General features: G+C 61.2%; 28 protein-coding genes. 6 read left to right on the top strand and 22 right to left on the bottom strand.

The features are described from left to right. Positions 1 to 293: 293 nt before the first annotated feature. The 3 genes from NKJ15_RS31260 to NKJ15_RS31250 all read right to left on the bottom strand — a co-directional run bounded on the left by NKJ15_RS31260 (position 294) and on the right by NKJ15_RS31250 (position 3238). The gene (locus NKJ15_RS31260) at positions 294 to 494 is read right to left on the bottom strand and encodes a CsbD family protein (protein ID WP_352541863.1); all 201 of its coding nucleotides are present in this window, start codon (positions 492 to 494) and stop codon (positions 294 to 296) included. 186 nt (positions 495 to 680) lie between these two features. Next, complete coding sequence (locus NKJ15_RS31255; RefSeq protein ID WP_352819562.1) at positions 681 to 1727, bottom strand: NAD(P)-dependent alcohol dehydrogenase; 1047 nt, start codon at positions 1725 to 1727, stop codon at positions 681 to 683. Positions 1728 to 2398: 671 nt separating this feature from the next. Next, complete coding sequence (locus tag NKJ15_RS31250; protein ID WP_352819560.1) at positions 2399 to 3238, bottom strand: hypothetical protein; 840 nt, start codon at positions 3236 to 3238, stop codon at positions 2399 to 2401. A gap of 554 nt (positions 3239 to 3792) precedes the next feature. On the opposite strand from NKJ15_RS31250, the gene NKJ15_RS31245 reads away from it, so the two are divergent. From NKJ15_RS31245 to fghA, 3 genes are all read left to right on the top strand, one after another. Next, the gene (locus tag NKJ15_RS31245; RefSeq protein ID WP_352503269.1) at positions 3793 to 4059 is read left to right on the top strand and encodes an AbrB/MazE/SpoVT family DNA-binding domain-containing protein; all 267 of its coding nucleotides are present in this window, start codon (positions 3793 to 3795) and stop codon (positions 4057 to 4059) included. Beyond that, positions 4056 to 4439 carry a PIN domain-containing protein gene (locus tag NKJ15_RS31240; RefSeq protein ID WP_352541865.1) on the top strand — a complete coding sequence of 128 codons (384 nt, stop codon included), beginning with the start codon at positions 4056 to 4058 and terminating at the stop codon, positions 4437 to 4439. Before NKJ15_RS31245 ends, NKJ15_RS31240 begins: the two co-directional genes overlap by 4 nt. 213 nt (positions 4440 to 4652) lie before the next feature. Beyond that, positions 4653 to 5504, top strand: a complete 852-nt coding sequence (gene fghA / locus NKJ15_RS31235; RefSeq protein ID WP_352541866.1) for an S-formylglutathione hydrolase — start codon at positions 4653 to 4655, stop codon at positions 5502 to 5504. A gap of 21 nt (positions 5505 to 5525) precedes the next feature. Here fghA and pqqE read toward each other — a convergent pair whose 3' ends face one another. The 8 genes from pqqE to NKJ15_RS31195 all read right to left on the bottom strand — a co-directional run bounded on the left by pqqE (position 5526) and on the right by NKJ15_RS31195 (position 12542). After that, positions 5526 to 6647, bottom strand: a complete 1122-nt coding sequence (gene pqqE / locus NKJ15_RS31230) for a pyrroloquinoline quinone biosynthesis protein PqqE (protein ID WP_352541867.1) — start codon at positions 6645 to 6647, stop codon at positions 5526 to 5528. Beyond that, complete coding sequence (gene pqqD, locus NKJ15_RS31225) at positions 6644 to 6940, bottom strand: pyrroloquinoline quinone biosynthesis peptide chaperone PqqD (protein ID WP_352541868.1); 297 nt, start codon at positions 6938 to 6940, stop codon at positions 6644 to 6646. The genes pqqE and pqqD overlap by 4 nt, the downstream gene beginning before the upstream one ends. Beyond that, positions 6937 to 7695: a pyrroloquinoline-quinone synthase PqqC gene (pqqC, locus tag NKJ15_RS31220; protein ID WP_352541869.1), complete on the bottom strand. Its 759-nt coding sequence runs from the start codon at positions 7693 to 7695 to the stop codon at positions 6937 to 6939. Before pqqC ends, pqqD begins: the two co-directional genes overlap by 4 nt. Next, positions 7692 to 8630: a pyrroloquinoline quinone biosynthesis protein PqqB gene (pqqB, locus tag NKJ15_RS31215; protein WP_352541870.1), complete on the bottom strand. Its 939-nt coding sequence runs from the start codon at positions 8628 to 8630 to the stop codon at positions 7692 to 7694. Before pqqB ends, pqqC begins: the two co-directional genes overlap by 4 nt. A 153-nt stretch (positions 8631 to 8783) precedes the next feature. After that, positions 8784 to 8879: a pyrroloquinoline quinone precursor peptide PqqA gene (locus NKJ15_RS31210; RefSeq protein WP_101918690.1), complete on the bottom strand. Its 96-nt coding sequence runs from the start codon at positions 8877 to 8879 to the stop codon at positions 8784 to 8786. Positions 8880 to 9095: 216 nt separating this feature from the next. After that, on the bottom strand, positions 9096 to 9959 hold the full coding sequence (locus NKJ15_RS31205; protein ID WP_352819557.1) for a substrate-binding domain-containing protein: 864 nt from the start codon (positions 9957 to 9959) through the stop codon (positions 9096 to 9098). A gap of 1 nt (position 9960) precedes the next feature. Further along, positions 9961 to 10485: a c-type cytochrome, methanol metabolism-related gene (locus NKJ15_RS31200; protein ID WP_352541871.1), complete on the bottom strand. Its 525-nt coding sequence runs from the start codon at positions 10483 to 10485 to the stop codon at positions 9961 to 9963. A 155-nt stretch (positions 10486 to 10640) separates the two neighbouring features. Next, the gene (locus tag NKJ15_RS31195; RefSeq protein ID WP_352541872.1) at positions 10641 to 12542 is read right to left on the bottom strand and encodes a methanol/ethanol family PQQ-dependent dehydrogenase; all 1902 of its coding nucleotides are present in this window, start codon (positions 12540 to 12542) and stop codon (positions 10641 to 10643) included. 69 nt (positions 12543 to 12611) lie between these two features. On the opposite strand from NKJ15_RS31195, the gene NKJ15_RS31190 reads away from it, so the two are divergent. Both NKJ15_RS31190 and NKJ15_RS31185 read left to right on the top strand, forming a co-directional pair. Continuing rightward, on the top strand, positions 12612 to 12866 hold the full coding sequence (locus NKJ15_RS31190) for a hypothetical protein (protein ID WP_352744692.1): 255 nt from the start codon (positions 12612 to 12614) through the stop codon (positions 12864 to 12866). 346 nt (positions 12867 to 13212) lie between these two features. Further along, positions 13213 to 13566 (top strand): hypothetical protein, encoded by a 354-nt coding sequence (locus tag NKJ15_RS31185; protein WP_352541873.1) that lies wholly within the window; start codon positions 13213 to 13215, stop codon positions 13564 to 13566. A gap of 103 nt (positions 13567 to 13669) precedes the next feature. Here the strand turns inward: NKJ15_RS31185 and NKJ15_RS31180 are convergent, their stop codons facing one another. Genes NKJ15_RS31180 through NKJ15_RS31165 form a run of 4 tightly spaced genes read right to left on the bottom strand, consistent with a single transcriptional unit; the run spans position 13670 to position 16412 of the window. Then, a complete protein-coding gene (locus NKJ15_RS31180) occupies positions 13670 to 14410 on the bottom strand; it encodes an ABC transporter ATP-binding protein (protein WP_352541910.1) in 741 nt (246 codons plus the stop codon). Further along, the gene (locus tag NKJ15_RS31175) at positions 14379 to 15176 is read right to left on the bottom strand and encodes an ABC transporter permease (RefSeq protein WP_352541874.1); all 798 of its coding nucleotides are present in this window, start codon (positions 15174 to 15176) and stop codon (positions 14379 to 14381) included. The genes NKJ15_RS31180 and NKJ15_RS31175 overlap by 32 nt, the downstream gene beginning before the upstream one ends. Further along, positions 15173 to 16159 carry an ABC transporter substrate-binding protein gene (locus NKJ15_RS31170; protein WP_352541875.1) on the bottom strand — a complete coding sequence of 329 codons (987 nt, stop codon included), beginning with the start codon at positions 16157 to 16159 and terminating at the stop codon, positions 15173 to 15175. Before NKJ15_RS31170 ends, NKJ15_RS31175 begins: the two co-directional genes overlap by 4 nt. 43 nt (positions 16160 to 16202) lie before the next feature. Next, positions 16203 to 16412 (bottom strand): hypothetical protein, encoded by a 210-nt coding sequence (locus NKJ15_RS31165; RefSeq protein ID WP_023678830.1) that lies wholly within the window; start codon positions 16410 to 16412, stop codon positions 16203 to 16205. A 364-nt stretch (positions 16413 to 16776) separates the two neighbouring features. Between NKJ15_RS31165 and NKJ15_RS31160 the strand changes: the two genes are divergently transcribed. Continuing rightward, positions 16777 to 17157, top strand: a complete 381-nt coding sequence (locus tag NKJ15_RS31160; RefSeq protein ID WP_352541876.1) for a c-type cytochrome — start codon at positions 16777 to 16779, stop codon at positions 17155 to 17157. A 59-nt stretch (positions 17158 to 17216) separates the two neighbouring features. On the opposite strand, the gene gph is transcribed toward NKJ15_RS31160, so the two are convergent. The 7 genes from gph to fba all read right to left on the bottom strand — a co-directional run bounded on the left by gph (position 17217) and on the right by fba (position 23255). Beyond that, entirely contained in the window at positions 17217 to 17918 is a 702-nt protein-coding gene (gene gph / locus NKJ15_RS31155; RefSeq protein WP_352541877.1) for a phosphoglycolate phosphatase, read from the bottom strand. Beyond that, complete coding sequence (locus tag NKJ15_RS31150) at positions 17915 to 18472, bottom strand: thioredoxin family protein (RefSeq protein ID WP_352819553.1); 558 nt, start codon at positions 18470 to 18472, stop codon at positions 17915 to 17917. The genes gph and NKJ15_RS31150 overlap by 4 nt, the downstream gene beginning before the upstream one ends. A 40-nt stretch (positions 18473 to 18512) precedes the next feature. After that, positions 18513 to 19199: a ribulose-phosphate 3-epimerase gene (gene rpe, locus NKJ15_RS31145; protein ID WP_352541879.1), complete on the bottom strand. Its 687-nt coding sequence runs from the start codon at positions 19197 to 19199 to the stop codon at positions 18513 to 18515. Between the two features lie 62 nt (positions 19200 to 19261). Further along, positions 19262 to 20200: a CbbX protein gene (gene cbbX / locus NKJ15_RS31140; protein WP_352819551.1), complete on the bottom strand. Its 939-nt coding sequence runs from the start codon at positions 20198 to 20200 to the stop codon at positions 19262 to 19264. A 7-nt stretch (positions 20201 to 20207) separates the two neighbouring features. Next, positions 20208 to 20642: a ribulose bisphosphate carboxylase small subunit gene (locus tag NKJ15_RS31135; protein WP_352541881.1), complete on the bottom strand. Its 435-nt coding sequence runs from the start codon at positions 20640 to 20642 to the stop codon at positions 20208 to 20210. 18 nt (positions 20643 to 20660) lie between these two features. After that, positions 20661 to 22154, bottom strand: a complete 1494-nt coding sequence (locus tag NKJ15_RS31130) for a ribulose-bisphosphate carboxylase large subunit (protein WP_502897624.1) — start codon at positions 22152 to 22154, stop codon at positions 20661 to 20663. Positions 22155 to 22175: 21 nt separating this feature from the next. After that, on the bottom strand, positions 22176 to 23255 hold the full coding sequence (gene fba / locus NKJ15_RS31125) for a class II fructose-bisphosphate aldolase (protein WP_352507750.1): 1080 nt from the start codon (positions 23253 to 23255) through the stop codon (positions 22176 to 22178). Positions 23256 to 23257: the final 2 nt, after the last annotated feature.

The following is a 23257-nucleotide window of genomic DNA, read 5'->3' as shown; positions in this document are numbered from 1 at the left end:
ATCGAAGAGGTCGAGGAGAGGCTAAGGCCTATCGCAGACCCAAAAAGCTCAAAATGGCGATTACGATCACGATCGCGCCGACCAGCCAGATAATGTTGTTCATCATTGCACTCCTTCGCCTCCGGGCGGGGCGCACGCCGGGGCGAAGCCCGCCACGCAAGTGGAACATTAGATGCGGCTAAAGGTTCCTCGCGGGCCTCGCTGTCGAAAGAGCCACCGCACCAGTCGGCACGGCGGGCGACGCAGAGTTTTACCCCGGTGGTGGCGCAGCAGACGGCATTGCATCCAAAGGCTCAGCTGATGCTTCGGGACCAGTCATCTACCTGGCGCTCTGCCTCTTCCTTGGCGATGCCATATCGCTCCTGGATACGTCCCAAAAGCCGGTCCCGGTTGCCCTCGATGCGATCAAGATCGTCGTCGGTGAGGTCACCCCACTGCTCCTTCGCCTTGCCTTTGAACTGCGTCCATTTTCCCTTGATTTGATCCCAGTTCATGTGTTCCTCCTTGCTTGCGCGCCAGCTCGCGTTGTTGAAAGCCACCTTTCAGGAGAAACCGCTCAGGCGATAGGCTCGGTTGATGCCAACAAAAACTGGGTTGCCAATGCCCTTGCTACAAGCCCGGAAGGCTACGCAACGCATCGAGGAGATCAGGAGGACAGCCCGGGGGCTTTGGAACTCGCCTTAATCCGGCAAAAGGATCTGAAGCTTTACGTCCGCGGGCCGGGCTTCGACTGCGCGGTTGAAGGCGTTGATGGAATCTTCGAAGGGGAAGGTCGCCGAAATGAGTGGCTTTAGGTCGACCCGGCCCGACCCCATCAGCGCGATTGCCCGCTCATATTGGTGGGCATATCGGAATACCGTTTCGATGCGAACTTCCTTGGTCGAGGCGGTGGCGACATCGAATGCGATCGGCGCCACCGGCAGGCCGACCACCACTACCGCGCCACCGGGCCGCGGCAGATCGAGCAGGGTCTCCCATGCCTTGGACGAGCCCGAGCATTCAAACACCACGTCGGCGCCCCAGCCATCGGTCAGGCGCTTTACCTCCGCCGCCAGGTTCCTGTCGCGGACGTTGATCGGGATCACGCCTTGATAGCCGCCGGCGATGTCGAGCTTGGGTTGGGCGAGATCTGCAACAACGGCGCGGGCGCAGCCGCCGGCGAGCGCCGCGATCGCCACCATCGTGCCGATTGGCCCTGCGCCAATCACCACCGCCGTGTCGCCCGGCGCGATCTTTGCTTTGGCAGCCGCCTGCATGCCGACAGCGAAGGGCTCCACCATGGCGCCTTCGGCGAAGCTGACATTGTCGGGCAGTTTGAAAGTGTAGTTGGCGGGGTGGACGACATAGGGCGTCAGCACGCCGTGGATCGGCGGCGTTGCCCAGAACCTGACCGCTGGATCGATGTTGTAGAGGCCGAGCCGGCTCGCCCGCGAATTGGGATCGGGGATACCCGGCTCCATGCAGACGCGGTCGCCGACCTTCAGATGCTCGACGCCTTCCCCCGTTTCGGAGACGGTGCCGGCGGCTTCATGGCCCAAGACCATCGGCGCTTCGACCACGAATGGGCCGATGCGGCCATGCGTATAGTAGTGCACGTCGGAGCCGCAAATGCCCACCGTATGGATCTTGATGCGAACTTCGCCCGGGCCGACGGTCTGTGGCAGATCGATGTCACGCAGCTTGAGTTCGTGCTGGCGTTCGAGGACAAGGGCGCGCACGTTCGACATCGACGTAGTCTCCTCTAAAGTTTATTGTAGGGGCCTTCGTGACCTTACTTGCACTCGGCGCGTTCATCATAGCCGCTCGTTCACGGCTTCAAAATCCAGCTCGGAAAACAGGGGTATTGCCTGATTCCGACTATCCGTACCAACTTCCCGGCCAAAGGACTTTGAAGGCCGGCCATGCCGCTGCCGAATGCCCTCGGCGGAGTTCGCCCCGAGACTCCCCACTCCCCACTCCCCACTCCCCAGCCTCCAAGCCAGCAGGCCGGCATCGGTCAGTCATCAACAGGAGTCCAGCAGGTGCGCGATACCCGACGCTACATGCCATGGAACGCTTGCCCAATCCGCTTCTGGTCGATGCGGCCCACCAGGTGAAATGTCCGCCATCGTTTTTTTTGGCGCCAGAAGTTCCCGGTTCGCTTCCGGCCCATAATGCTGCCCGGGCGGCAATGCGCTTCATTAACGTCATTCTCCATCCGAAGCGCTCAGGCCGGAAGCTGCGGTGCGTAAGACGCCGGGTCATTGCCCGCCGCGGATAAGTTTGCAGCTGGACGATATTGGCCAGCCGGGCGATCCCAGCATTTGGCATTGCTTCGGCGAGTCAATACTGAGCCTGCGCTTACGCGCCATCCTTCTCGACAAGACCAACGGCTGGACCCGATCGAGTGCAGACGGGTTCAGTTGGTGCTGGTTGTGGCGGTGAACCCGCACTGCTTCTGTTCCATATCGATCTGCTTCGTCATGCGGATGGCGTTCTGTGCGTAGGCTTCCGTCACGGAGCCACTATTCACAGTCTTGTCCTTCAGCGGGCTCACGCCTGCGCAGAGGTGGAAAACATGCGGCTCGCTGGACTTCGCGGCTCCGTTTTCGGGCGCGATCCAGTAGACGACATCCTGACCGGCGGGGTGGCTCGCGTCCCGCGTCGCCGCCGCCACGGCGGCGGTGTCCGTTGCAATCGCCTGCGCCTGAGCGGCGACATCGGGCGAACAGGCCGTGGTGGGCTGCCCCGACTTGATCTGGGCTGCGCATGCGTTCATATCCTGGGTGTACTGTTCGACCGACGGGGGTTTGAAACTGATCCCCATGACCGTCGCGAGCACGGCCAGCGCGGCGCCGACGCCGCCGGCAACCTTCTTGGTCCGCGGATCCATGTTCTTGTCAGTGAGGATCAGGAAAACCAGCGGGAGGAAGGCAATCAGTGTGATGATTGCGCCGAGCTGGTTTTGGAAGAAGAACCTACCCGCGTCGGATGCACGAGCCGGATCGTGCCTGTTGGCCGCCTTCCATAGCAAGTTGCCGGCGATTGCGAAAATCGCGATGCCGACCAGAAGGCCGATGACCAGCGGCAGGTGTCCCTGGTCGAACTTGTTCTGGCGAAGCAGCATAATTCCGTAGATCTCGCCGCCAATGGCGACGACCCACGAGAGTGCGGCGAAAAGGCGAAGACGCGTGGCGGAGGACTTCTGGCCCTGCGTCGCTTGCCAATCCTTGGTAACGTCTGGCTTGTTGTCGGTCATTGACCAGATCCCCTGATATCGACACTTCTGCGGGCGGCGTTAGACCAGAAGGCCAACCCGCCCTGCGCAGCGTCATTGAACGAGCGTCACCTGCCTTAGCGACACGGCAAAAATGTGAGCGCCACGGCAGGCCTCATCTCCATTCATGATTCATATTGCGCATGAGTGAATCCGTCCATACCCACGCAGGCAGACGCCTATGCGGCGATGGCTTCGTTCTTGTTAATCTCTGGTTAATCTCTGGCTCGAACTTGACGCTGCCTTGCCTCGCTTCCCGGCGGCGGTCGCCCCATTCCCGACACCAGCCGAAGCGAAGTGACGAACCATTGAACGAGACAGTTCTAACGAGACAAATATTGCGGCAAGATCGACGCGGATAGCGGCCGTGGTGTTGGCTTGCATGCTGACCTCCAGGTGATGTTGGCGACTTCGCTCTGGCAGAGCGCTGGTCGCGATTCAGTCGCCGCATGGACGCCAAGCTTGGCCCCGACCATCTGCATTGATAATAATGCAGATTTGCATTGTCTTATCGCGATAAACAGGAAACGTTTAATATGACAACGTTGACAGTGACGACAAGGGGGCAGGTGACGTTCCGCAAGGACGTGCTGCAACATCTGGGCATCAAGCCGGGCGAGAAGATCGAGCTTGATCTGCTGCCCGACGGTCGGGCGGAATTGAGGGCTGCACGGGCGAAGGGGTCGTTCCGGGACCTCCACGGCTTCCTCAGAGGCAAGACGAACGGCCGGGTGCTCAGCATCGAGGAGATCAACGAGGCGATGGCGGAAGCGGGCGCTGTGGCCGGGTCCGGCGAGGAATGAGGGTTACGGCCGACACGAATGTGCTGCTGCGCGCCTATGTCGCCGATGATGAGGGGCAGGCGGCCATTGCTGTCGACCTGCTGGCCAAAGCGGACATCGTGGCCGTGAGCGTGAAGGCCTTGTGCGAGTTCCCAGGGTTCTGGCCCGGCAGTACCAGACAGAGCGCGAAAATTTGCCGCGGCGATCCGGGCGTTGCTGAACACCGCGAATGGTTGTCGTCAACCGGCCGGCAGTTTCTGCGGGGCAAAAGTCGATCAGTGGGTTGCGAAACCGCCGCTGACCAGGTTTGGCAAGTACTGGACGTCAAGCCGCATTTGCGCAGGGCTCGGCGTCCCGGAAGCATCGCCGATGCCTGCGCAGTGACTGCGTCCTTGTTATAGCCAGCATCGCCAACAATCGCCCAGCCTGGCCCGTATGGCGCTGCGCCAGCGAGCGGCCTCTCGCGCCTTGCTGCGCCAAGACGGTCGGCGAAGGCAGGCCATCCCGGCTCCGATCAAGAGCCCCGCGCGCCAGCCGGGCCACCAAGGTTGCCGCGATCACCCTTGATGTCGTAGAGCCTACGGTCGGCGGTTAAAATTGGTGGAGAAGGATATATGCCAGAGCACCTGAAACTCGTCTCGACTGCCAAGTCGCATGGCGGCGCCCAGCATGTTTACTCGCATCTCTCCACGAACTGCTCGTGCGAAATGACGTTTGCCATTTTCGTGCCTCCGCAGGCACGGGAAAGCCGTTGTCCCGTGGTCTGGTACCTCTCCGGGCTCACCTGCACCCATGCAAATGTGATGGAAAAAGGTGAATACAGACGTATTGCCGCCGAACTTGGCGTGATCGTTGTCTGTCCCGACACCAGCCCGCGTGGTGCCGACATTCCGGATGAAAAGGACAATTGGCAGTTCGGCAGCGGCGCCGGTTTCTACCTTGACGCGACGCAAGAGCCGTATGCCAAGAACTATCGCATGTATTCCTATATCGTCGAGGAGCTGCCAGCCGTGATCGGGCGCGAATTTCCCGCCGATATGGCGCGCCAGTCGATCTTCGGCCATTCGATGGGCGGGCATGGCGCGCTGACGATCGCACTGAACAATCCCGGGCGTTTCAGAAGTTGCTCGGCCTTTGCGCCGATCGTGCAGCCAAGCACAGCCGGCTGGTCGAAGCCGGCTTTCGAAAAATATCTCGGCCTGGATGAGGCCTCGTGGCGGCGCTACGATGCAACTTCGCTCATCGAGGATGGGCACCGTTTCCCGGAATTCCTGGTCGATCAGGGAACGTCAGACGGTTTCCTCCAGGAGGGCCTCAGGCCTTGGCTGCTCGAAGACGCCTGCTCCAAGGCAGGCATTCCGTTGAAATTGCGGATGCAGGACGAATACGATCACTCCTATTTTTTCATTTCGACATTCATGCATGACCATATGACGTGGCATGCCCAACGGCTTTCACGAGGGTAGGCCGTAGGAATTGGTCGGCAGTCAGGCGGGCTCGGTGACGACGCCGATGCGCCGGTAGACGAATGGTTCGTCCTTCGAAGGAACCGTCGCAGCGCGCTGGGCCTCGTCGATCAGCATTGCCATGCGCGCATGGATCGGCGATTTCGCGCAAGCCGGGTCCGTCGCGGCGGCATCGCCGGCGATTGCCATCGCCTGGCAGCGACAGCCGCCCCAGTCGATCTCGCGCCGCTCACAGTTGCGGCAGGGCTCCTGCATCCAGTCCGTGCCTCGAAAGGCATTAAATGCCGGGGAATCGGTCCAGATCGCGGCCAGGCTGCGTGATCCAAAACGCTCGAAGCCGAGCGACGGTATGGTCTGGGCGGCATGGCATGGCAGTACGGTGCCGTCCGGCGTCACCATGAAGGCGTCGCGCGCCCAGCCGCCCATGCACGGCTTGGGATAGACGGCGAAATAATCCGGCGTGACGAAATCTATGTTCATGATGCCGGTGAGCCGTTCGCGCGCCGCCGCGACGATCTCCGCCTGGCGGTCGACGGCCGCACGCTCGGGCATCAGTTGATCGCGATTGGTCAGCGCCCAGCCGGCGTACTGCACGTTGGCGATCTCGAGACGCTCCGCACCCAGCGAAAGGGCCAGATCGATGAATTCCGGTACCTCCTCGATATTGTGGCGATGGATCGGCGCGTTGATGGTAAGCGGCAAGCCGGCCGCGCGAGCGCGGCGTGCCGTCTCCAGCTTCTTTTCGTGGCTGCCCCTGTGATTGCCGATGCGCTCGGTGGTCGCCGGCCGTGCGCCTTGAAAGCTCAGTTGCAGATGGTCGAGCCCGGCTTCGGCAAATGCCTCGATGCGGCCATCCGCAATGCCGACCCCGGCGGTGATCAGGTTGGTGTAGACGCCGCGCGCCGAAAGCCCGGCGATCAATTGCTCGAGATCGCGACGCAGCGTCGGTTCACCGCCGGACAGATGCACCTGGAGAACGCCAAGGTCGGCCGCCTGCGAGAACAAGTCGAGCCAGCTCTGCGTGTCGAGTTCGCGATTGGCCCTCAGCAATTCGAGCGGATTGGAGCAATAGGGGCATTGCAGCGGGCAGCGATGCGTCAGTTCCGCCAGCATGCCGATCGGGGGGAGAGGGGGCTCGCTCATAGCTTCACCAGCAGCTTGTCCGACCATTCCTGCAGGAAGGCGACGACATCGGCCGCCACAGCCTCCCGTTCGGCATCATAATCTGCGGCAAGGCCGGCAATGATGTCACCGACCGTGGACCGTCCGTCGCAGCGGCGCAATATGTCGAGGCTGATGTCGTTTGGCCAGAACACCTTTTCGGGCGAAAGCACGGCGAACGCCTGGCGCACGGGGTCATGCTGTATGCGCACGTGCTTCGGCAGCGATGGAACCGACTGCAGCGACACCATGGCTCTTTCGCGCAGTGCCATCATTGGGCTGCCTCGGGACGGAAGGCGCCGGGCGGGATATTGCCCGGCTCGCCATAGGCGTGTTGAAGCGCGTCGAGCATGGCCCAGAGTATATCGCATTTGAACACCAGTGCATCGATCGCCTGCTGCTGGCGTTCCGCCGCGTCGGCATGTTCGAGCACATAGGCGAGGGCGAAGTCGGCGTCGCGCGAGGCCTGTTCGGGGCGTCGGGTGAAATAGGCCAGCGTGTCCTCGGTGATATAATCGTATTTGGCCAGCATCGCGGGTACCCGCTCGCCGATGATGAGCGGCGAGAACATCTCGGTCAGCGACGACGCGACCGCCTCCAGCAGGGTCCGGCTCGTGCAAAAGGAGAGGTAAGCGCCAACCGCAAAACGTGTCGCCGGCAGGGCCAGCCTCTCGCTCTTCACCGCGTCGGTATCGAGACCGAGCGAGGTCGCCAGGTGCAACCAGCGCGCAATACCGCCGCTCCAGCCGTCCTCGCCGTCATGATCCTCGATGCGTTTGCGCCAGGCGGCGCGAAACGCCGGATCCTCGGCATGCGCGAGGATCATGGCGTCCTTGCGCGGAATGACCGCCTGATAGCAATAGCGGTTCAGCGCCCAGGCCTGCATCTCGGTCCTCGACAGCGCACCGCTGGTCATCCTGTGATGGAAAGGATGGCGGTTGTGATAGCGCTCGGCACCGACCTGCCGCAGCACTGCTTCGAGCTCGCTTGAGGACAGGCCGTTGCTGGCCGCGTCGTGGAAATCACTCAAAGTTCTATCTCCATCCCGTCGCAGGCCACTTCCCAGCCAGCCGCTTCGACGGCTGCATGCTCGGCAGAATTCTCGTCCAGAACAGGATTGGTGTTGTTGATGTGGACGAAGACACGGCGGCCGATCCTCACATCGGCCAAGCCGGCGATCGACCCCGCGTCTCCCGACATTGCCAGATGCCCCATGCGTGCACCCGTCTTTTGGCCGACGCCGGCAGCAAACATCTCGTCGTCGGTGAAGACCGTGCCGTCGAACAGAAGGCATGCGGCATCGGCTAGCCGCGTGCGCAGGGTCGCATCGATGCGGGCGCAGCCGGGGATGTAGAAGACGGAGCCGCGACTGCCGGCACCGGCGATACGGACGCCGATCGTGTCGCCGGCATCGGAGCTGAAATTGGCATCCGGCTGGCCTCTTTCTTCGAGATAGAGGGCTATCTTCCCGGGCACGGGAAAGCTCTCGACAGCCACCCCGGTGTCGTGGCCGTCTGCGTCGCAGATCGACAGTTCTTGCGCCGGCGGCAAGATGCGTCGCGGCACGAGCGCCGGATCGAGGACATTGAAAATCGAATTCTCCTCCAGCGTCGCCAGAACCTGTGTCGTTGCATAGATAGCGAAAGGCTGCCGCTCACGCAGGCTGAGCAGGCCGGCGACATGATCGACATCGGCATTGGTCAGCACTACCGCGCGAATAGGCGTCGAGCGCAGCGGCGCATCGTGCGCGGGCTGCAATTCAGGCGTTGCCGCGATCTGCTGGCGAATGTCGGGCGAGGCGTTGAACAGAACCCAGCCGAGGCCATCCGCCGACGCGGCGACACTCGATTGGGTTCGTGAATGCACACCAGCTACCCCGGTGCGAGCCGCACGGCTCAGACGATAATTGCAGTTCCATTGCGGAAAGCCGCCGCCGGCCGCCGATCCGATGATTCTCAAGCGCATGAAAACGCCCGCCCCGCGGCTTCTCTGACCAGCAGCCAATTTGCAGCCGCAAAAAACGGCCCGCCCGCTTTGCGCGCCTCAAACTCTTTCACGAAAATCCCATACGGCAAGGGGATGCGTGCCCCTGTTGCCAGGGACACGCACCTCTGCGGCCTACTTCTTGGGAGTAATTTCAGCAGGCAGATAGCGCGAAATTTCAAAGCCCGCAGCAACCTGGCACATGGTCGGTTTTGTCCAGCTCTTCTTCATAACATTTCTCCTCTTCTACCAGCCCGAAGGGGCCGATCCGGTGGTTAGCCAACCATTGCAGGGCACCGAAGCAATGGCTCGTCCATCACGTTCTCAAAATGGACAAATGAACACAAGGTTTTGAAAGACCGAAAAACAAAAAAGTATCGAAAGTAGCTGTAGTCTTCTCTTCAATTGTTCATCGCGTAGGTTTTTCCTCCTCCTGACCCATCCCAACTATTGCGTAATCGGATTGTCGTGCTCGTCGATCAGCGGCACATTGTAACCCAGCAGGAGCTTGGTGATCTCCGCCTGGTTTTCCCTGATCACCCGGTTTAGCGTCCGTTTCCATTCCTGGTCGGACGGACGTACACCCATGGTAATGCGGTAGGACATGCGCGAGCCGGTTTTTTCCTTCAACAGCGGAACAATGGTGACATCGGCTCCGAGTTCCCTGGCATAGTAGCCCGCCATCGGCCCCCACAGGACCGCCGCGTCGATCTTGCCGGCGAGCATGTCCTTAATCATGACCTCCCCCATGGAAGGCGTGACGCGCGTATCCACCGCCAGCGGGTAGATCTTGGCGGTCCGCAGAAGCTTGTTGGCGGCCATGTTGGCGGTTGGCGGCGTGCTTTCGACGACGCCGATTCTCTTGCCGGAAAGTTTCGGGTCTTCGATCGTCTCGATGCCTTCCATGCCGTTGCCTTTGGGGTATACGAGCACATAGGCGGAGCGGTAGTAGGCGTTGGTGTTCTGCACCAGTTCATCGCCTTGGGCGTAGCCCATGATGATGTCGCATCGATTGGCCCCCAGCGTATTGCGCACAAAGCCGGTGACAGTGGGAAACCACGTGTAAGCGACTGATTTTCGCCCCGTCTTCTTGGCAACCAGTTCAGCCAGCTTGTTTTCGAAGCCTTGGCCGTTCTTGTCGGTAAAGGGCATGTTCGAGGGATCTGCGCAGACGCGCAGAATGTCGGGATCGACCAGTTCGCCCGCAGCGCCAAGCCTGGCATTTTGCGCCAGAACATTCGACGGCAGCAAGGCGAGCGCGCCGAGGATCGGCAGAACGACACGCAGCTTCGATGCAGTGCAGCCGGTCATATCATCCACCCATGCAGGATGCTTCGGCATCCTTGGCTGCCTGAGCCTTGTTTTCGTGCTTCGGCGGCCTGCCGCGGGGTGCCGCGCCATCGGCGCGCGCGCGCAGATAGACGTAGAGATCGTCCAGGTAACAATAGACGTTCTTGTTGTCGCCAAAGGCGGGCATGACGTTTTCCTTGCCGCCGCCGACATTCTTGCGGCCCTCGGCGACGATCGACAGGAACGTGGCGTAATCCATGGTCTTCAGGCTATTAGCCAGGGCAGGCGCATAGCTCGAACCTGTGGCGTCCTGTCCGTGACAGACATGGCAATCTGAGTGATACCGGCGGTACCCGCTGAAGGTGTACCAATCGACGGTTCCGTTTTCGATCTTGTAGGTCGGATTTCCGTCCGCATCTAAATATTTGCCTCCTTCTTGCTTCACCGCCTTGGCTTTCTCCATGCTGTCTTCGGCCCGTGCCAGACTTGAGCTGGCCAGAGGCAGCAGGACCAGGGCGAGAGCGGAAACTGCAATGCGAACGATCATTCAGGCTCTTCCTTCGTTTGCCAGAAACCCTGGCTGCCGTCGTGCAGCGGCATTGATCGGAGTTGGGTGCGCGGCGCAATCGAGAGCCCGGTTCCCGGCTTCGGGGTGACCCGGGCTCTCGTTTTCGAACCTAGCCGTAAGGCTCTTCCCGGTTATCAGTCCGGGAGGCCGAAGACGGTGAGCTGGCCGCCCAGCGTCGTATAGTCGGCAAGTGCCGCATAACCGCCGACGGCACCCAGACCGGCGGTTCCAACGACCGCGGCCTGATCGCCCTGCGCACGGCCCTGATCAACGGCGCCATGCCAGGCGGCGGCGTTGTCGGGCGAAAGCAGCCCACCTGCCAGACCGATACCGGCCCATCCACCGACGCCGGACAGAACGGCGACGTACTGCTTGCCGTCATGCTCGTAGGTCGTGATGTTGCCGATGATGCCGGACGGGGTCTTGAACTTGTAGAGTTCCTTGCCGTCCTTATCGACCGCCTTGATGTAGCCTTCGAGGGTACCGTAGAAGACGACGTCGCCATCTGTCGCCAATGCGCCCGACCACACCGAGAACTGCTCGGGCTTCGACCAGACGATCTCACCCTTGGCTGCATCCCAGGCAATGAAGTTGCCCATGTTACCGTCACCGCCGGGCGCCGCATACATCGACACGGTGGCGCCCACATAGGGCTGACCGGCGGTGTAGCTCACTTTGTAAGGCTCATAGTCCATGCAGACATGGTTGGTCGGCACGTAGAACAACCCGGTCTTCGGCGAGTAGGCGGCCGGCTGCTGGTCCTTGGTTCCAAGCGCGGCCGGGCAGATACCGGTCGAGTTGTTGTCTTCGCCGTTCTGCTGGGTCGAATACTTGGCCACGACCTGCGGGCGGCCATACTGGTCGCTCTTGGGATCCATGTTGACTTCCGTCGCCCAGTTCACTGCCGGATCGTATTTTTTGGCGACGAGAAGTTCGCCGCTGGCTCGATCCATTGTGTAGGCAAAGCCGTTGCGGTCGAAATGCACCAGCACGTCGTGCTTGGCGCCGTTGACCTCCATGCCATCGACGAGAATCATCTCGTTGATGCCGTCATAGTCCCACTCATCATGCGGGGTCATTTGGTAGAGCCATTTGGCAACACCGGTATCCGCATCGCGAGCCATGATTGTCATGGACCAGCGATTGTCACCGGGGCGCTGGACCGGGTTCCACGTCGAGGGATTGCCGGTGCCGTAATAGACCAGGTTCAGCTTGGGATCATAGGAATACCATCCCCATGTCGTGCCGCCGCCTGTCTTCCACTGTTCGCCTTCCCAGGTGTTCGTGCCGGAATCCTTTCCGACAGGCTTGCCGAGATGGGTGGTCTTCTCGGGATCGAGAAGGGTGTCTGCGTCAGGACCTTCCGAATAGGCTTTCCAGGCGAGCTTGCCGTCTTTCAGATTGTAGGCGGCCAGCCAGCCGCGAACACCGAATTCAGCACCGGAGACGCCCACGAGCACCTTGTCCTTGATGACTACGGGTGCCGACGTGCCGGATTCGCCCTTTCCGCCGTCGGTCTGGTCTCCGTTCTTGACAGACCAGACGACCTTGCCGGTCTTGGCATCGAGCGCGACGACGGTGGTGTCGGCCTGGTTGAGAATGATCTTGCCGTCGCCATAGGCAACACCGCGATTGACCGTATCGCAGCACATGATCGGAATGACGTTCGTGTCCTGCTTGGGCTCGTATTTCCACAGGATCTTGCCGTCATTCTTGAGGTCCAGAGCATAGACGTTGTTTGGGAAAGGCGTGTGGACATACATCACGTCGCCGATGACCAGCGGCCCGCCTTCGTGACCGCGCAGCACGCCGGTGGAAAAGCTCCATTTGACCTGCAGGTTCTTCACATTGTCGGCAGTGATCTGGTTGAGTTTGGAATAGCGGGTGTTGGCGTAGTCACCCGTCTGCATCGCCCAGTTCTTCGCATCCGATGCGAGCTTTGCAAGGTCTTCATTGGCCGAAGCCGTATAGGCAGCGCCGAGCGATAAAAACGCCGCGGTCGTCAGAATGTAAGTAGTTTTCGCAAGTACACGCATCCAAAATCCTCCCGGGTTCGCAGTGAAGAATCGACCGTCAAGCCCCACAAGGGCTTGCCCAAGCAATTCATGTTGGGAAGTTATTTTCCGGCAGCTGTCACGACCTACCCCGAAGCAGAGGGCACCGTTACCGCCCGCCCCCCTTGGTCTTCGAAAGACTGCCGCCGCTCCCTGATGACGGTGGCGCTCTTGAAGCCGGAAACAGGAAAAAGCTATGTCATCGTAAAAGGCCAGGCAAGCAAAAACCTACAATGGGTCGCTGCGCTGCAATATCGATATGGTGCGATGCAATATTTAGAAACAATTAAAATAAGCGCCGCGTGAAAAACTAATAAGAGGATGACCGCCAGCCGCGAGATATATAGCAAACATATTGTTCGCGTATTCTCGAGGTGATACACATTTGACTTTATTTCGATATATTCTGCGGGGCACTTACGAGTAAGTATGCGGGCGTCTCGCTCGTTGCCGATAGTGAGCGAAGCATGAAATGAACGCATGAAGGAGGGTGCGCAGCGGGTCATGAAGCGGGCTCTTGTCGGTCCATAGGGCATTCCTCCTTTGGTCCTATACGCAGGCCATGGGAGCTTGACTGGCTTTGCGGCACGTCGCCAATTGGAGCGATGACCCCGTCTGGATGCATGGTGTCCAGGCCAACTGGAGGTTCCTCATGATAAGGTCTGTTGGATCTCTCACCTTGCCGGCGGCCTTTGCGGCGACGCTGGCTTTTGCGAACTTGGCCAACGCCGCGGGAGACTACCCGACGGCAACGATTGCCGACTACGTGCTCGGCTGCATGCAAACAAATGGCCAGACACGTCAGGCGCTTGAAAGCTGTTCCTGCTCGATCGATGTCATCGCCTCGATCCTTCCTTACGATCACTATGAGAGGGCGGAGACCTTCAAAAGCATGTCGCTGACGACAGGGGAGGCGGCAGGGTTGTTTCGCGAAAGCGCGCCAGCGAAGGCGGCGCGCACGGAACTGAAACGCGCGCAGGCCGAAGCCGACGTACGTTGCTTTTAGTCAGGCGGAACAGGCACGCGTGGCCGTGCGCCTCACAGTCCCGCCGTTTCTATGGCCATTGGCTGCGAAATACCTTGCAATCCGCATTCGAGCCGTAAGGCGATCAGGCCACACCCGGAAATTTTTGCTGGAACGACTGCAAAAGGTCGCTGATCACCTGTGGATTGCGATGCTGCCGCGGCACTCTTACGTCGAACATGCCGAGCACGTGGGCTGGGCGCTGCGCAAGCACGATGATGCGGTCCGACAGCATCAGCGCCTCGCGCAGATTGTGCGTGACCATCAAGGCGGTCGTAGGCCGCGCCGACCAGACGGTCAAAAGCAATTGCCGAAGCCGCTCGGCGGTCTGTTCGTCGAGGGAGGCAAAGGGTTCGTCCAGGAAAAGCACCGCCGGTTCGGTGGCGAAAGCCCTGGCAAGCGCTGCCCTGCGCGCAAGGCCGAGCGAAAGCTCCGCCGGATAGAGCGAGCGCACGCCGGCGAGGCCGAGAGTGTCAAACAGCTCGTCGAGACTCTTCGCTCTTAGGCTTTTCGGCAGCGCCAGCCTGACATTCTGCTCCACCGTCCGCCACGGCAGCAAAGTCGGCTCCTGGAACACGGCGGCGATGCGGTTCGAGCCGCCTTGCGGCAGTTGGAAAGAGCCGGAAAAGTCTTTGTCCAGTCCAAGCAGGATGCGCAACGTCGTGGTCTTGCCGCAGCCCGACGGCCCAAGCAGACAAGCGAATTCGCCCTGCCGGACCTCGAAGGACAGACCCTGAAGCGCCGTGATCGACACGCCTTGCGCGGACCTGAAGGTCTTTTCGGCGATGTCGACCCTAAGCGGGACGGCGGCGCCAACGGGTTGCATGTCGTTCAATGGGCTGCACCAGGAGAAGTTCGATGACAAGCATCACCGCCACGAAAGCCAGCGTGTACGCAAGAATGGCGGCGACGTCGAAGAGCTGGAAATAGAGATAGATCTGGAAACCGACGCCATTGGAGCGGCCGAGCAGTTCGACCACCAGGACGATCTTCCATATGAGGGCGATGCCGGACCGCGAGGCCGCGGCAAAATAGGGCTGCAGTTGCGGCAGCAGGACATGGCGGACGCGCTCGAGTGGGGCGAAGCGGTAGACGGCGGCCATTTCGGCATAACGCGGATCAAACGCCCTGGCGCCTTCGCGCATCGTCACCACGACATTCGGGATCTTGTTCACGGCAACTGCGCCAATCGCCGCCGCCTCGTTGAGGCCGAACCAGATATAGGCGAGCACGATGACCACCAGCGCGGGAATGTTGAGAAACAGGACCACCCATGGACTGAAGAACCGGTCCGCACCGCGGTGGCTGCCGAGGATGACGCCGATGACCGAGCCGATAATCATTGCGACGACGTACGCCGCAGCAACCCGTCCGAGCGTCGCGCCAAGGTGATAAAAAAGGTCGCCGCTCGCCGCTTCCCTGAGCAGCACCTGCCAGACCTGCCCTGGTGAGGGGAAAGCTCGGCTTTGCCACAGATTGGCCGCGAGGCTCCACAGCAGGCAAAGTCCCAGCAGGGAAACCGCTACCGTCAGCACCGGTGTCAGCGCCGTCGCAAAGCCGGATGGACGCGACTTGTCTTCCGTTGCGGTCATTTCGCGAGTTCCGGCCAGAACGTGCCGGGCGCCATCTCGGGCGCCCTGCCAACCAGCTTCTCGCCGCCTATCGCGGCCAGCACGTGATAGAGTTTGCCCGCATCGGCCGCTTCTTCGGCGACCGGCCGTCTGGGGATGCCCTGGCGATAGCGGTCGCGCAGCTTTTCCAGCTCCTTGCCTTCTGCGCGAATGAGCGGCGCCAGGCGCAGCCATTCATCATCGGATTTGGCCAGCAAGTCCTTGGCCTGCTTGGATGCCTTCAAAAACCCCCGGGCGGCATCCGGATCGTCGCTCGCCCATTGGTCGTGGAAGACGTAGCCGAGTGCCGACACGGGGCCCGAGGCACCAAGCGCTTTCGTCGCGTCATCCGCACCGATCAACCGGCGAAAGCCATTGGCCTCGAGCCGGGCGCAGAAATGCCAAAAATTGAGCACGGCATCGAGTTCGCCCTGCATCGCCTTTTCAGAAATCAGCGGCGGCGCGCCAAAGACGACGTCACAGGCTGTCGGCAGGTCGAGGCCGTGCTCGCGTCTGGCCAGCGCCTGGACCAGTAGCCAGCTCTTGTCGAGCGGGCCGCCGGCGACACCGATTTTCTTTCCCTTGAGGTCGGCGAGCGTCCGGATAGGCGATTCCTCCTTCACCATGATTGCCCCCACGGCGGTCGAATAAGGGGCCAATGTAAGGTCGCCGCCCTCGGAGCGCTGGCGCGAGACCCACAGCCAGTCGGTCACGATCATGTCAATCGCGCCGGCCAGCAGCGCGACGTTGGTCGCATCCTCCCCGGCGAAGTAGACAATTTCCAGATCGATCCTGTTGGTCTCGTCGAGCTTGTGGCGTTTCAGCGTATCGAGTTCCCAGCTCACGGTGCCGAACTTCAGGACACCAATTCGGACCTTAGCGGCCGCAAAGACAGCAACCGGCCTTGAGGCGAGGATGGCCCCCAGAGCCGCCAAGCGCAGCGTCGTACGCCGCGAAATCATCATGGCGTCTCCTCTTTCAGGGCCATCGACGAACCAGGAATGTCGATCAAATCGCTCGTTCCTTGCTCGGAACGGCACATTTCCAGCGCACGACCTTGAGACTCGGATGTTCCTGAGACCATTTTGCGATCTCGGCGGGCGCCAGGAACATGCATTGGAACAGAGAGCCGCGGCTCTCGAAATAGAGATGTTCATCTCGGCAATTGCCCGGATTGGCGCTAAGGCACACCGTTAATATGAGATCGACCATGTCCATTTGGCACTTATCGTCGCCTGCGCGGCGAACTCTCCAGAGTTCGTGCTTTGGAGTTGCGCGGATTCCTGAAGGTGCCCAAACAGCAAACCGGTTGGAGTGAGGCTACGCGTTCGGCCAACAGGCGTCAATGATGTGGACCGCGTGTCGCTACACACTTCCCTTCGCGCAGTCGGGAAACGAAACAGGACCTTTGTACGATTGACTTCCTTCATCGGCAGTCTAGCTTTTCGAGGCGTGCAGGTGCTGCCAGTCCGGGGAGGAAGGACGAATGGTTCGCTCTCCCGCTTTAAAACGAATGCCGGCGATCAAGGCATCGACACGCGTAAAGTGTCCCGGGCACTCACACGATCAATGAGGAAATGCCATGCGCGCAGTCGCTTTTTTCGCCGCCGTGTCCGTCGCCACCTTTGTCACTGCCCAGTCTCAGGCACAGGATGCCGCGGCGGGTGAGAAGGTCTTCGCCAAATGCAAGGTCTGCCACGTCGCAGACAAGGACCAGAACAAGGTCGGCCCGTCCTTGAACGGCGTTATCGGCCGAACGGCCGGGACGCATCCGGGGTTCAGCTATTCCAAGGCCATGACCGAGGCCGGCAAGTCCGGTGTCAAATGGGATGAGGCCACGCTGACGACCTACCTTCGCGATCCCAGGGCGATGGTCAAAGGAACCAAGATGGCGTTTGTCGGCCTCAAGAAGGACGAGGACATCGCCAACGTCATTGCTTATCTGAAACAATTCTCAAAATAACGCGGTACTGCCGGCCGTCGGACTGCGCTCGGCCGGCGTTGGCTGGGCTGCGCTTGGGGTCATGCAGCGTCTTGCAGCCTCTGCATCGCGGACGGCAGATCGAACAGGCTGTCGCAAACGAGGTCGGCGCCAAGCTCTTCAACGGGAATTTGGCTGTATCCGCCACGCAGCAGAATGACGGCCATGCCGGCGGCGCGGGCGGCGGCCACGTCGGCGCTGCTGTCTCCGACCATCAGCGTGTCACGAGGTTCGACCTGAAGCAGGTCGAGCGCCAGCAACAGCGCGTCTGGCGCCGGTTTCAAGTATGTCACCGCGTCTCCGCCGACGATCGCGCCGAGATATTCCGTCAGCCGAAAATGCAGCAGTATTTCCCGCGCCGCCAGCTGCGGCTTGTTGGTCACCACGGCCATGGCTATTCCGCTCAAATGCAAGTGCGTGAGAACCTCCCTGACGCCAGGCATCAGCCCCGTGCGGCCGGTCAGATGCCTGCGATAGATCGGCGCCATGACGCGGTTGGCCTCATCGAGCGCGCTGCCGAGGAGCGGCGTGCCGGAAGCCGCGAAGGCTCGTTCGACCAGTTTCCTGATGCCGCCGCCGATCATGGCCTTGACCTGATCCAGCCGCAGCGGCGGCAGATCGTGGCCGGCCAGCAATTCGTTGACGGCGGCCGCTATATCAGGCGCCGAATCGACCAGTGTGCCGTCGAGGTCGAACAGGATCGCCTTGGGCGAGCGAAACGGCCTGACTGCGCCGACGTTCATGCAGCATCCTTCCACTTGATCGAACAGCCGATCGAAGCGATCTGGTCAAGCGGTCCGTCGCCGGTTCGGGCAACCTGCTTCATCGCCTCGAACAGGTCGCGCCTCAGCCTGGGCGATTCGGCGTCGCGTCGCGACGCGTCCAGCCGGCCGCGGTATTGCAGCGTCAACTCGCTGTTGAGCCCGAAGAAATCCGGGGTGCAAACGGCTCCGTAGGCACGCGCCACCGTCTGGTGCTCGTCATGGAGATAGGGGAAAGTGAGGCCGTTCGTCCTGGCAAAGAGCTTCATGTTGTCGAAGGAATCATCTGGATAGGCGTCGCTATCATTGGAGTTGATCGCGACAAAGCCGATGCCTTCGGCCTTGAGGCCATTGGCGTCGCGCACCATGCGTGAAATCACCGCCTTCACATAGGGGCAGTGGTTGCAGATGAAGGCCACCACCAGCCCGTTCGGGCCGGCGTGGCTTAAGATCGAATGCGATGCGCCGTCGACGCCTGGCAAAACGGCGTCGATGGCTCGCCAGCCGAAATCGCAGACAGGTGGGATTGCCGCCAAGTTTTCCTCCGATGAAATGTTTGCCCTCCGATGAAAGGGTTTACGCCGCTTTCCGGATCGCCCCGTCGGCCGCCTGCCTGATGGCGCCGATATTGGCGCGATAAGCCGCCTCGGTGCCGCCCTTAAAGATGGCCGAGCCGGCGACCAGCACATTGGCGCCGGCCGCGGTGACCAGCGGAGCGGTTTCGGGCGTGACGCCGCCGTCGATCTCTATGTCGATCGGACGATGGCCGACCAGCGCCTTGACCCGCCTGACCTTGTCGACGACCGCCGCGATGAAGGCCTGGCCGCCGAAGCCCGGATTGACCGTCATCAGAAGCACCAGATCGAGCCGGTCAAGTACATATTCGATGACGCTTTCCGGCGTTGACGGGTTCAGCGACACGCCGGCCTTCTTGCCGAGATTCCTGATTGCCTGCAGCGAACGGTCGAGATGCGGTCCGGCCTCGGCATGCACCGTAATGATGTCGCAGCCGGCATCGGCGAAGGCGCCGAGATAGGCGTCGGCCGGCGCGATCATCAGGTGGCAGTCGAAGACCTTGTCCGTTCGATTACGGATCGCCTTGACCACCGGCGGACCGAAGGTGATGTTGGGCACGAAATGGCCATCCATCACATCGAGATGGATCCAATCGGCACCCGCCCGGACGACCGCTTCGACCTCGTCGCCGAGCCGCGAGAAGTCCGCGGAAAGCACCGAGGGCGCGATGATTGTCTTGCTATCCATGGTCGTCGGCTCCCATTCTGTCGTCCGTTTCCGGTCGCTGCACACCAATCGCCGTCATCTTGTCAGCGCGCCTTCGTCTCCGGTTCGCCTTCGAGCTTACCTTCCGCGAACACGCGGCTGCCGCGAATATCGGATTCCTCGATGGTGATAAGATCGATTTTCGTCAACGCCCGGTCGCGCGATGCGAAAAGCCGGCCGGCCTGGCGAAGCCGCGCCCGGTCGAGGCTATTGCGAACGGAGCGGGCGTTGGAGAAATGCGGCAGCCGCATGCGGATCGGGAGATACTCTTCGAGCGCCTTGGCCGCCGCTTCGCTGAGACGGTAATTCTGTTCCGCCAGCATGATCTCGGCGATTGATTTGAGTTCGCTGACGCCGTAGTCCGGAAAATCGAGGTGATTGGCGATGCGCGAGCGCATGCCGGGATTGCTGTCGAAGAAGCGGTCCATCTTGTCCTTGTAGCCGGCAAGAATCACAACCAGATCGTCACGGTTGTTTTCCATGCATTGCAGCAGGATTTCGATCGATTCCTGGCCGTAGTCGCGTTCGTTCTCGGGCTTGTAGAGATAGTAGGCCTCGTCGATGAAAAGCACCCCGCCCATGGCGCGCTTGATCACTTCGCGGGTTTTGGGCGCGGTGTGGCCCACATACTGGCCGACGAGATCGTCGCGCGTCACCGCGACCATGTGGCCTTCGCGGACATAGCCGAGACGATGCAGGATTTCGGCCATTCTGAGCGCCACGGTGGTCTTTCCGGTACCGGGATTCCCCGTAAAGTTCATGTGCAGCGTCGGCGCGCCCGAGGTCAGCCCGAACTTGCGGCGAAGCCGGTCGACCAGAAGCAGCGCCGCGATCTCGCGGATGCGGGTCTTGACGGGCTTCAGGCCGACGAGTTCGCGGTCGAGCCTGTCCATCACCTCCTCGATGTTGGACGCCTCGAACTCGGCCTGTAGATCAACCGATTCGCCCTGCGCGGCAGCGCTCTTAGCTATCGCGTCCAGCATGGTTCGCCTAGCTCCGTTCGCCTTCGGGCCTGTCGGTCGCATAAGGCACGATCGAATAGCCCTGACTGCGGCCGTCACGCTCTTGGCGCAGCAGCCGGAACCCGGGTTCATTGGGTGGCCGGTTGACGATGAATGACATGCGCGGTGCTTCCCAGCCCTTGGTCGAATCGAAGGCGGTGACCCGGACATACATGTTGGGCATAGCTCTCCGGCAATTGTTGACTTCAAGCAGGATGCCCGCCGGGTCCCTCAGGTCGAACATCGGGTTGCCGTACATTTCCCAATAGGTGTTTCGCGGATGTGGATCGTCCGTGTACTCGACGCTGACCGCCCAGTGGTTTTTCAGTGCGTATTTGATCTGCGCCGAAATCTGCTCATCGGTTAGCTCGGGCAGGAACGAAAACTGTCCCTGCGTGACCTTGTTTCCGGGATTGGTCATCATGGCGACGGTTCCTTTCGTCTAGAAGCTCGGCGTTGCGGTCGGCACGAAGTCGGCCGTGTCGGTCGATTCGTAGTTGAAGGTGACGTCCTTCCACGTCTCCAGGGCCGCCTTGAGCGGCGTGCACCATCTGGCCGCCTGTTCGAGGATTTTGGTTCCTTCCCGCAGATAGTCGCGGCCCTCGTTGCGGGCGAGGATCATCGCCTCCAACGCGACGCGATTGGCCGTCGCGCCGGCCTGGATGCCGTCCGGATGGCCGATCGTGCCGCCGCCGAACTGCAGGATGACGTCCTCGCCGAGATAATGGATCAACTGGTGCATCTGGCCGGCATGGATGCCGCCGGAGGCGACGGGCATCACCTTGTTGAGCGAGGCCCAGTCCTGATCGAAGAACAGCCCGGTTTCGAGGTTCTGCGGCGTGCGCTCCTCGCGCAGCGTGTCATAAAACCCCTTGATCATAAGCGGGTCGCCTTCCAGCTTGCCGACCACCGTGCCGGCATGGATGTGATCGACGCCGGCCATCCGCATCCATTTGCAGATGACGCGAAAATTCATGCCGTGGTTCTTCTGGCGCGAATAGGTCGAGTTGCCGGCCCGGTGGAGGTGCAGGATCATGTCGTTGCGGCGTGCCCACTTGGCCATCGACTGGATCGCCGTGTAGCCAATGACCAGGTCGATCATGACGATGCAGGAGCCAAGCTGTTTTGCAAATTCGGCGCGCTCGTACATGTCCTCCATCGTTCCGGCGGTAACGTTGAGATAATGGCCCTTGACTTCGCCGGTGGCGGCCGACGCCTTGTTCACAGCCTCCATGCAGTAGAGGAAGCGGTCGCGCCAATGCATGAAGGGCTGTGAGTTGATGTTCTCGTCGTCCTTGACGAAGTCGAGGCCACCTTTCAGCGCCTCGTAGACGACGCGGCCGTAGTTGCGGCCTGACAGGCCAAGCTTCGGCTTCGTTGTCGCGCCGAGCAGCGGCCGGCCGAACTTGTCGAGCCGCTCGCGTTCCACCACGATGCCGGTCGCCGGGCCCTGGAAGGTCTTGAGGTAAGCCACCGGGACGCGCATGTCCTCGAGCCGCAGGGCCTTGACGGCCTTGAAGCCGAACACGTTGCCGATGATCGATGCAGTCAGGTTGGCGATGGAGCCGGGCTCGAACAGGTCGAGGTCGTAGGCGATATAGGCGAAGTACTGTTGCTCGATCCTGGTGCCTGGACCTGTGTTCGGCACCGGCTCGGATTTGAATGCCTTGGCGCGGTAGAGCTCGCAGGCGGTCAGCCTGTCGGTCCACACCACGGTCCATGTCGCGGTAGAGGATTCGCCGGCGATGGCGGCGGCCGCCTCCTCGTGGTCGACGCCGGGCTGCGGTGTGATCCGAAACATGGCGATCAGGTCGGTCTCCTTGGGCCGGTAGTCCGGCTCCCAGTAGCCCATCTTCTTGTAGGGGATGACGCCCGACCTGTAGCGTTCCTTGCCTTCCTTGAGCGTGCCTGCTGAGGGCATGTCGATCTTGTTCATGGCAGGTCTCCTGTTTGCCGCTCAGGCGGCTTTCGCGGTTGCGATATGGGGGTCGAGCTTCCCTGCGGCGTAACGTTTCGCCATCTCATCCATGGCGATCACCCTGATCTTCGACGCGTGGCCTGCGGTGCCGAAGCGTTCGAAGCGATCGCGGCAAAGGTCGCGCAGCGCGTCCATGGCGGGTTTCAGGAATTTACGCGGATCGAATTCGCGCGGATCCTCCGTCGCAACGCGGCGGAACTGCCCGGCCATGGCCATTCGGCAATCGGTGTCGATGTTGACCTTGCGCACGCCGTAGCGGATGCCACGCTCGATTTCCTCGACCGGGACGCCAAAGGTCTGGGGCATCTCGCCGCCATAGTTGTTGATGATATCCTGCAGTTCCTGCGGCACGGAGGAAGACCCGTGCATGACCAGATGCGTGTTGGGCAGCTTTTCGTGAATCGCCTCGATCACCTGCATGGCCAGGATGCCGCCGTCAGGCTTGCGGCTGAATTTATAGGCGCCGTGCGAGGTACCGCAGGCGATCGCCAGTGCGTCGACCCGGGTGGCGGTCACGAAGTCGACCGCCTGATCGGGATCGGTCAAAAGCTGGTCATGGGAAAGCGCACCTTCGGCGCCGTGCCCGTCCTCGGCCTCGCCCTGGCCGGTCTCCAGCGAGCCGAGCACGCCGAGCTCGCCTTCGACCGAAGCGCCGACCCAATGCGCCATGCGTGCGACACGTTCGGTGATGGCGACGTTGTAATCGTAGCTCGCCGGTGTCTTGGCATCGGCCATCAGCGATCCGTCCATCATCACTGAGGTGAAGCCGTGGCGGATCGCCGACAGGCAGGTGGCTTCGTTGTTGCCGTGATCCTGATGGATGCAGAGCGGAATGGCCGGATGGATTTCGGTCAATGCCTCCATCATTTTGGCCAGCATGATGTCATTGGCATAGGAACGGGCGCCGCGTGAGGCCTGGATGATAACCGGCGCATCGCAGGCCCTGGCGGCCTCCATGATGGCGAGGCCCTGTTCCATGTTGTTGATGTTGAATGCCGGCACCCCGTAGCCGTGCTCGGCGGCATGGTCGAGAAGCTGGCGAAGGGTGATGCGGGCCATTG

It is taken from the genome of Mesorhizobium sp. M0207 (genome assembly GCF_040321995.1).
GTDB lineage: Bacteria > Pseudomonadota > Alphaproteobacteria > Rhizobiales > Rhizobiaceae > Mesorhizobium.
Note: the sequence above shows the minus strand (reverse complement) of the source record. Positions and strands in the feature narration are given on the sequence as shown.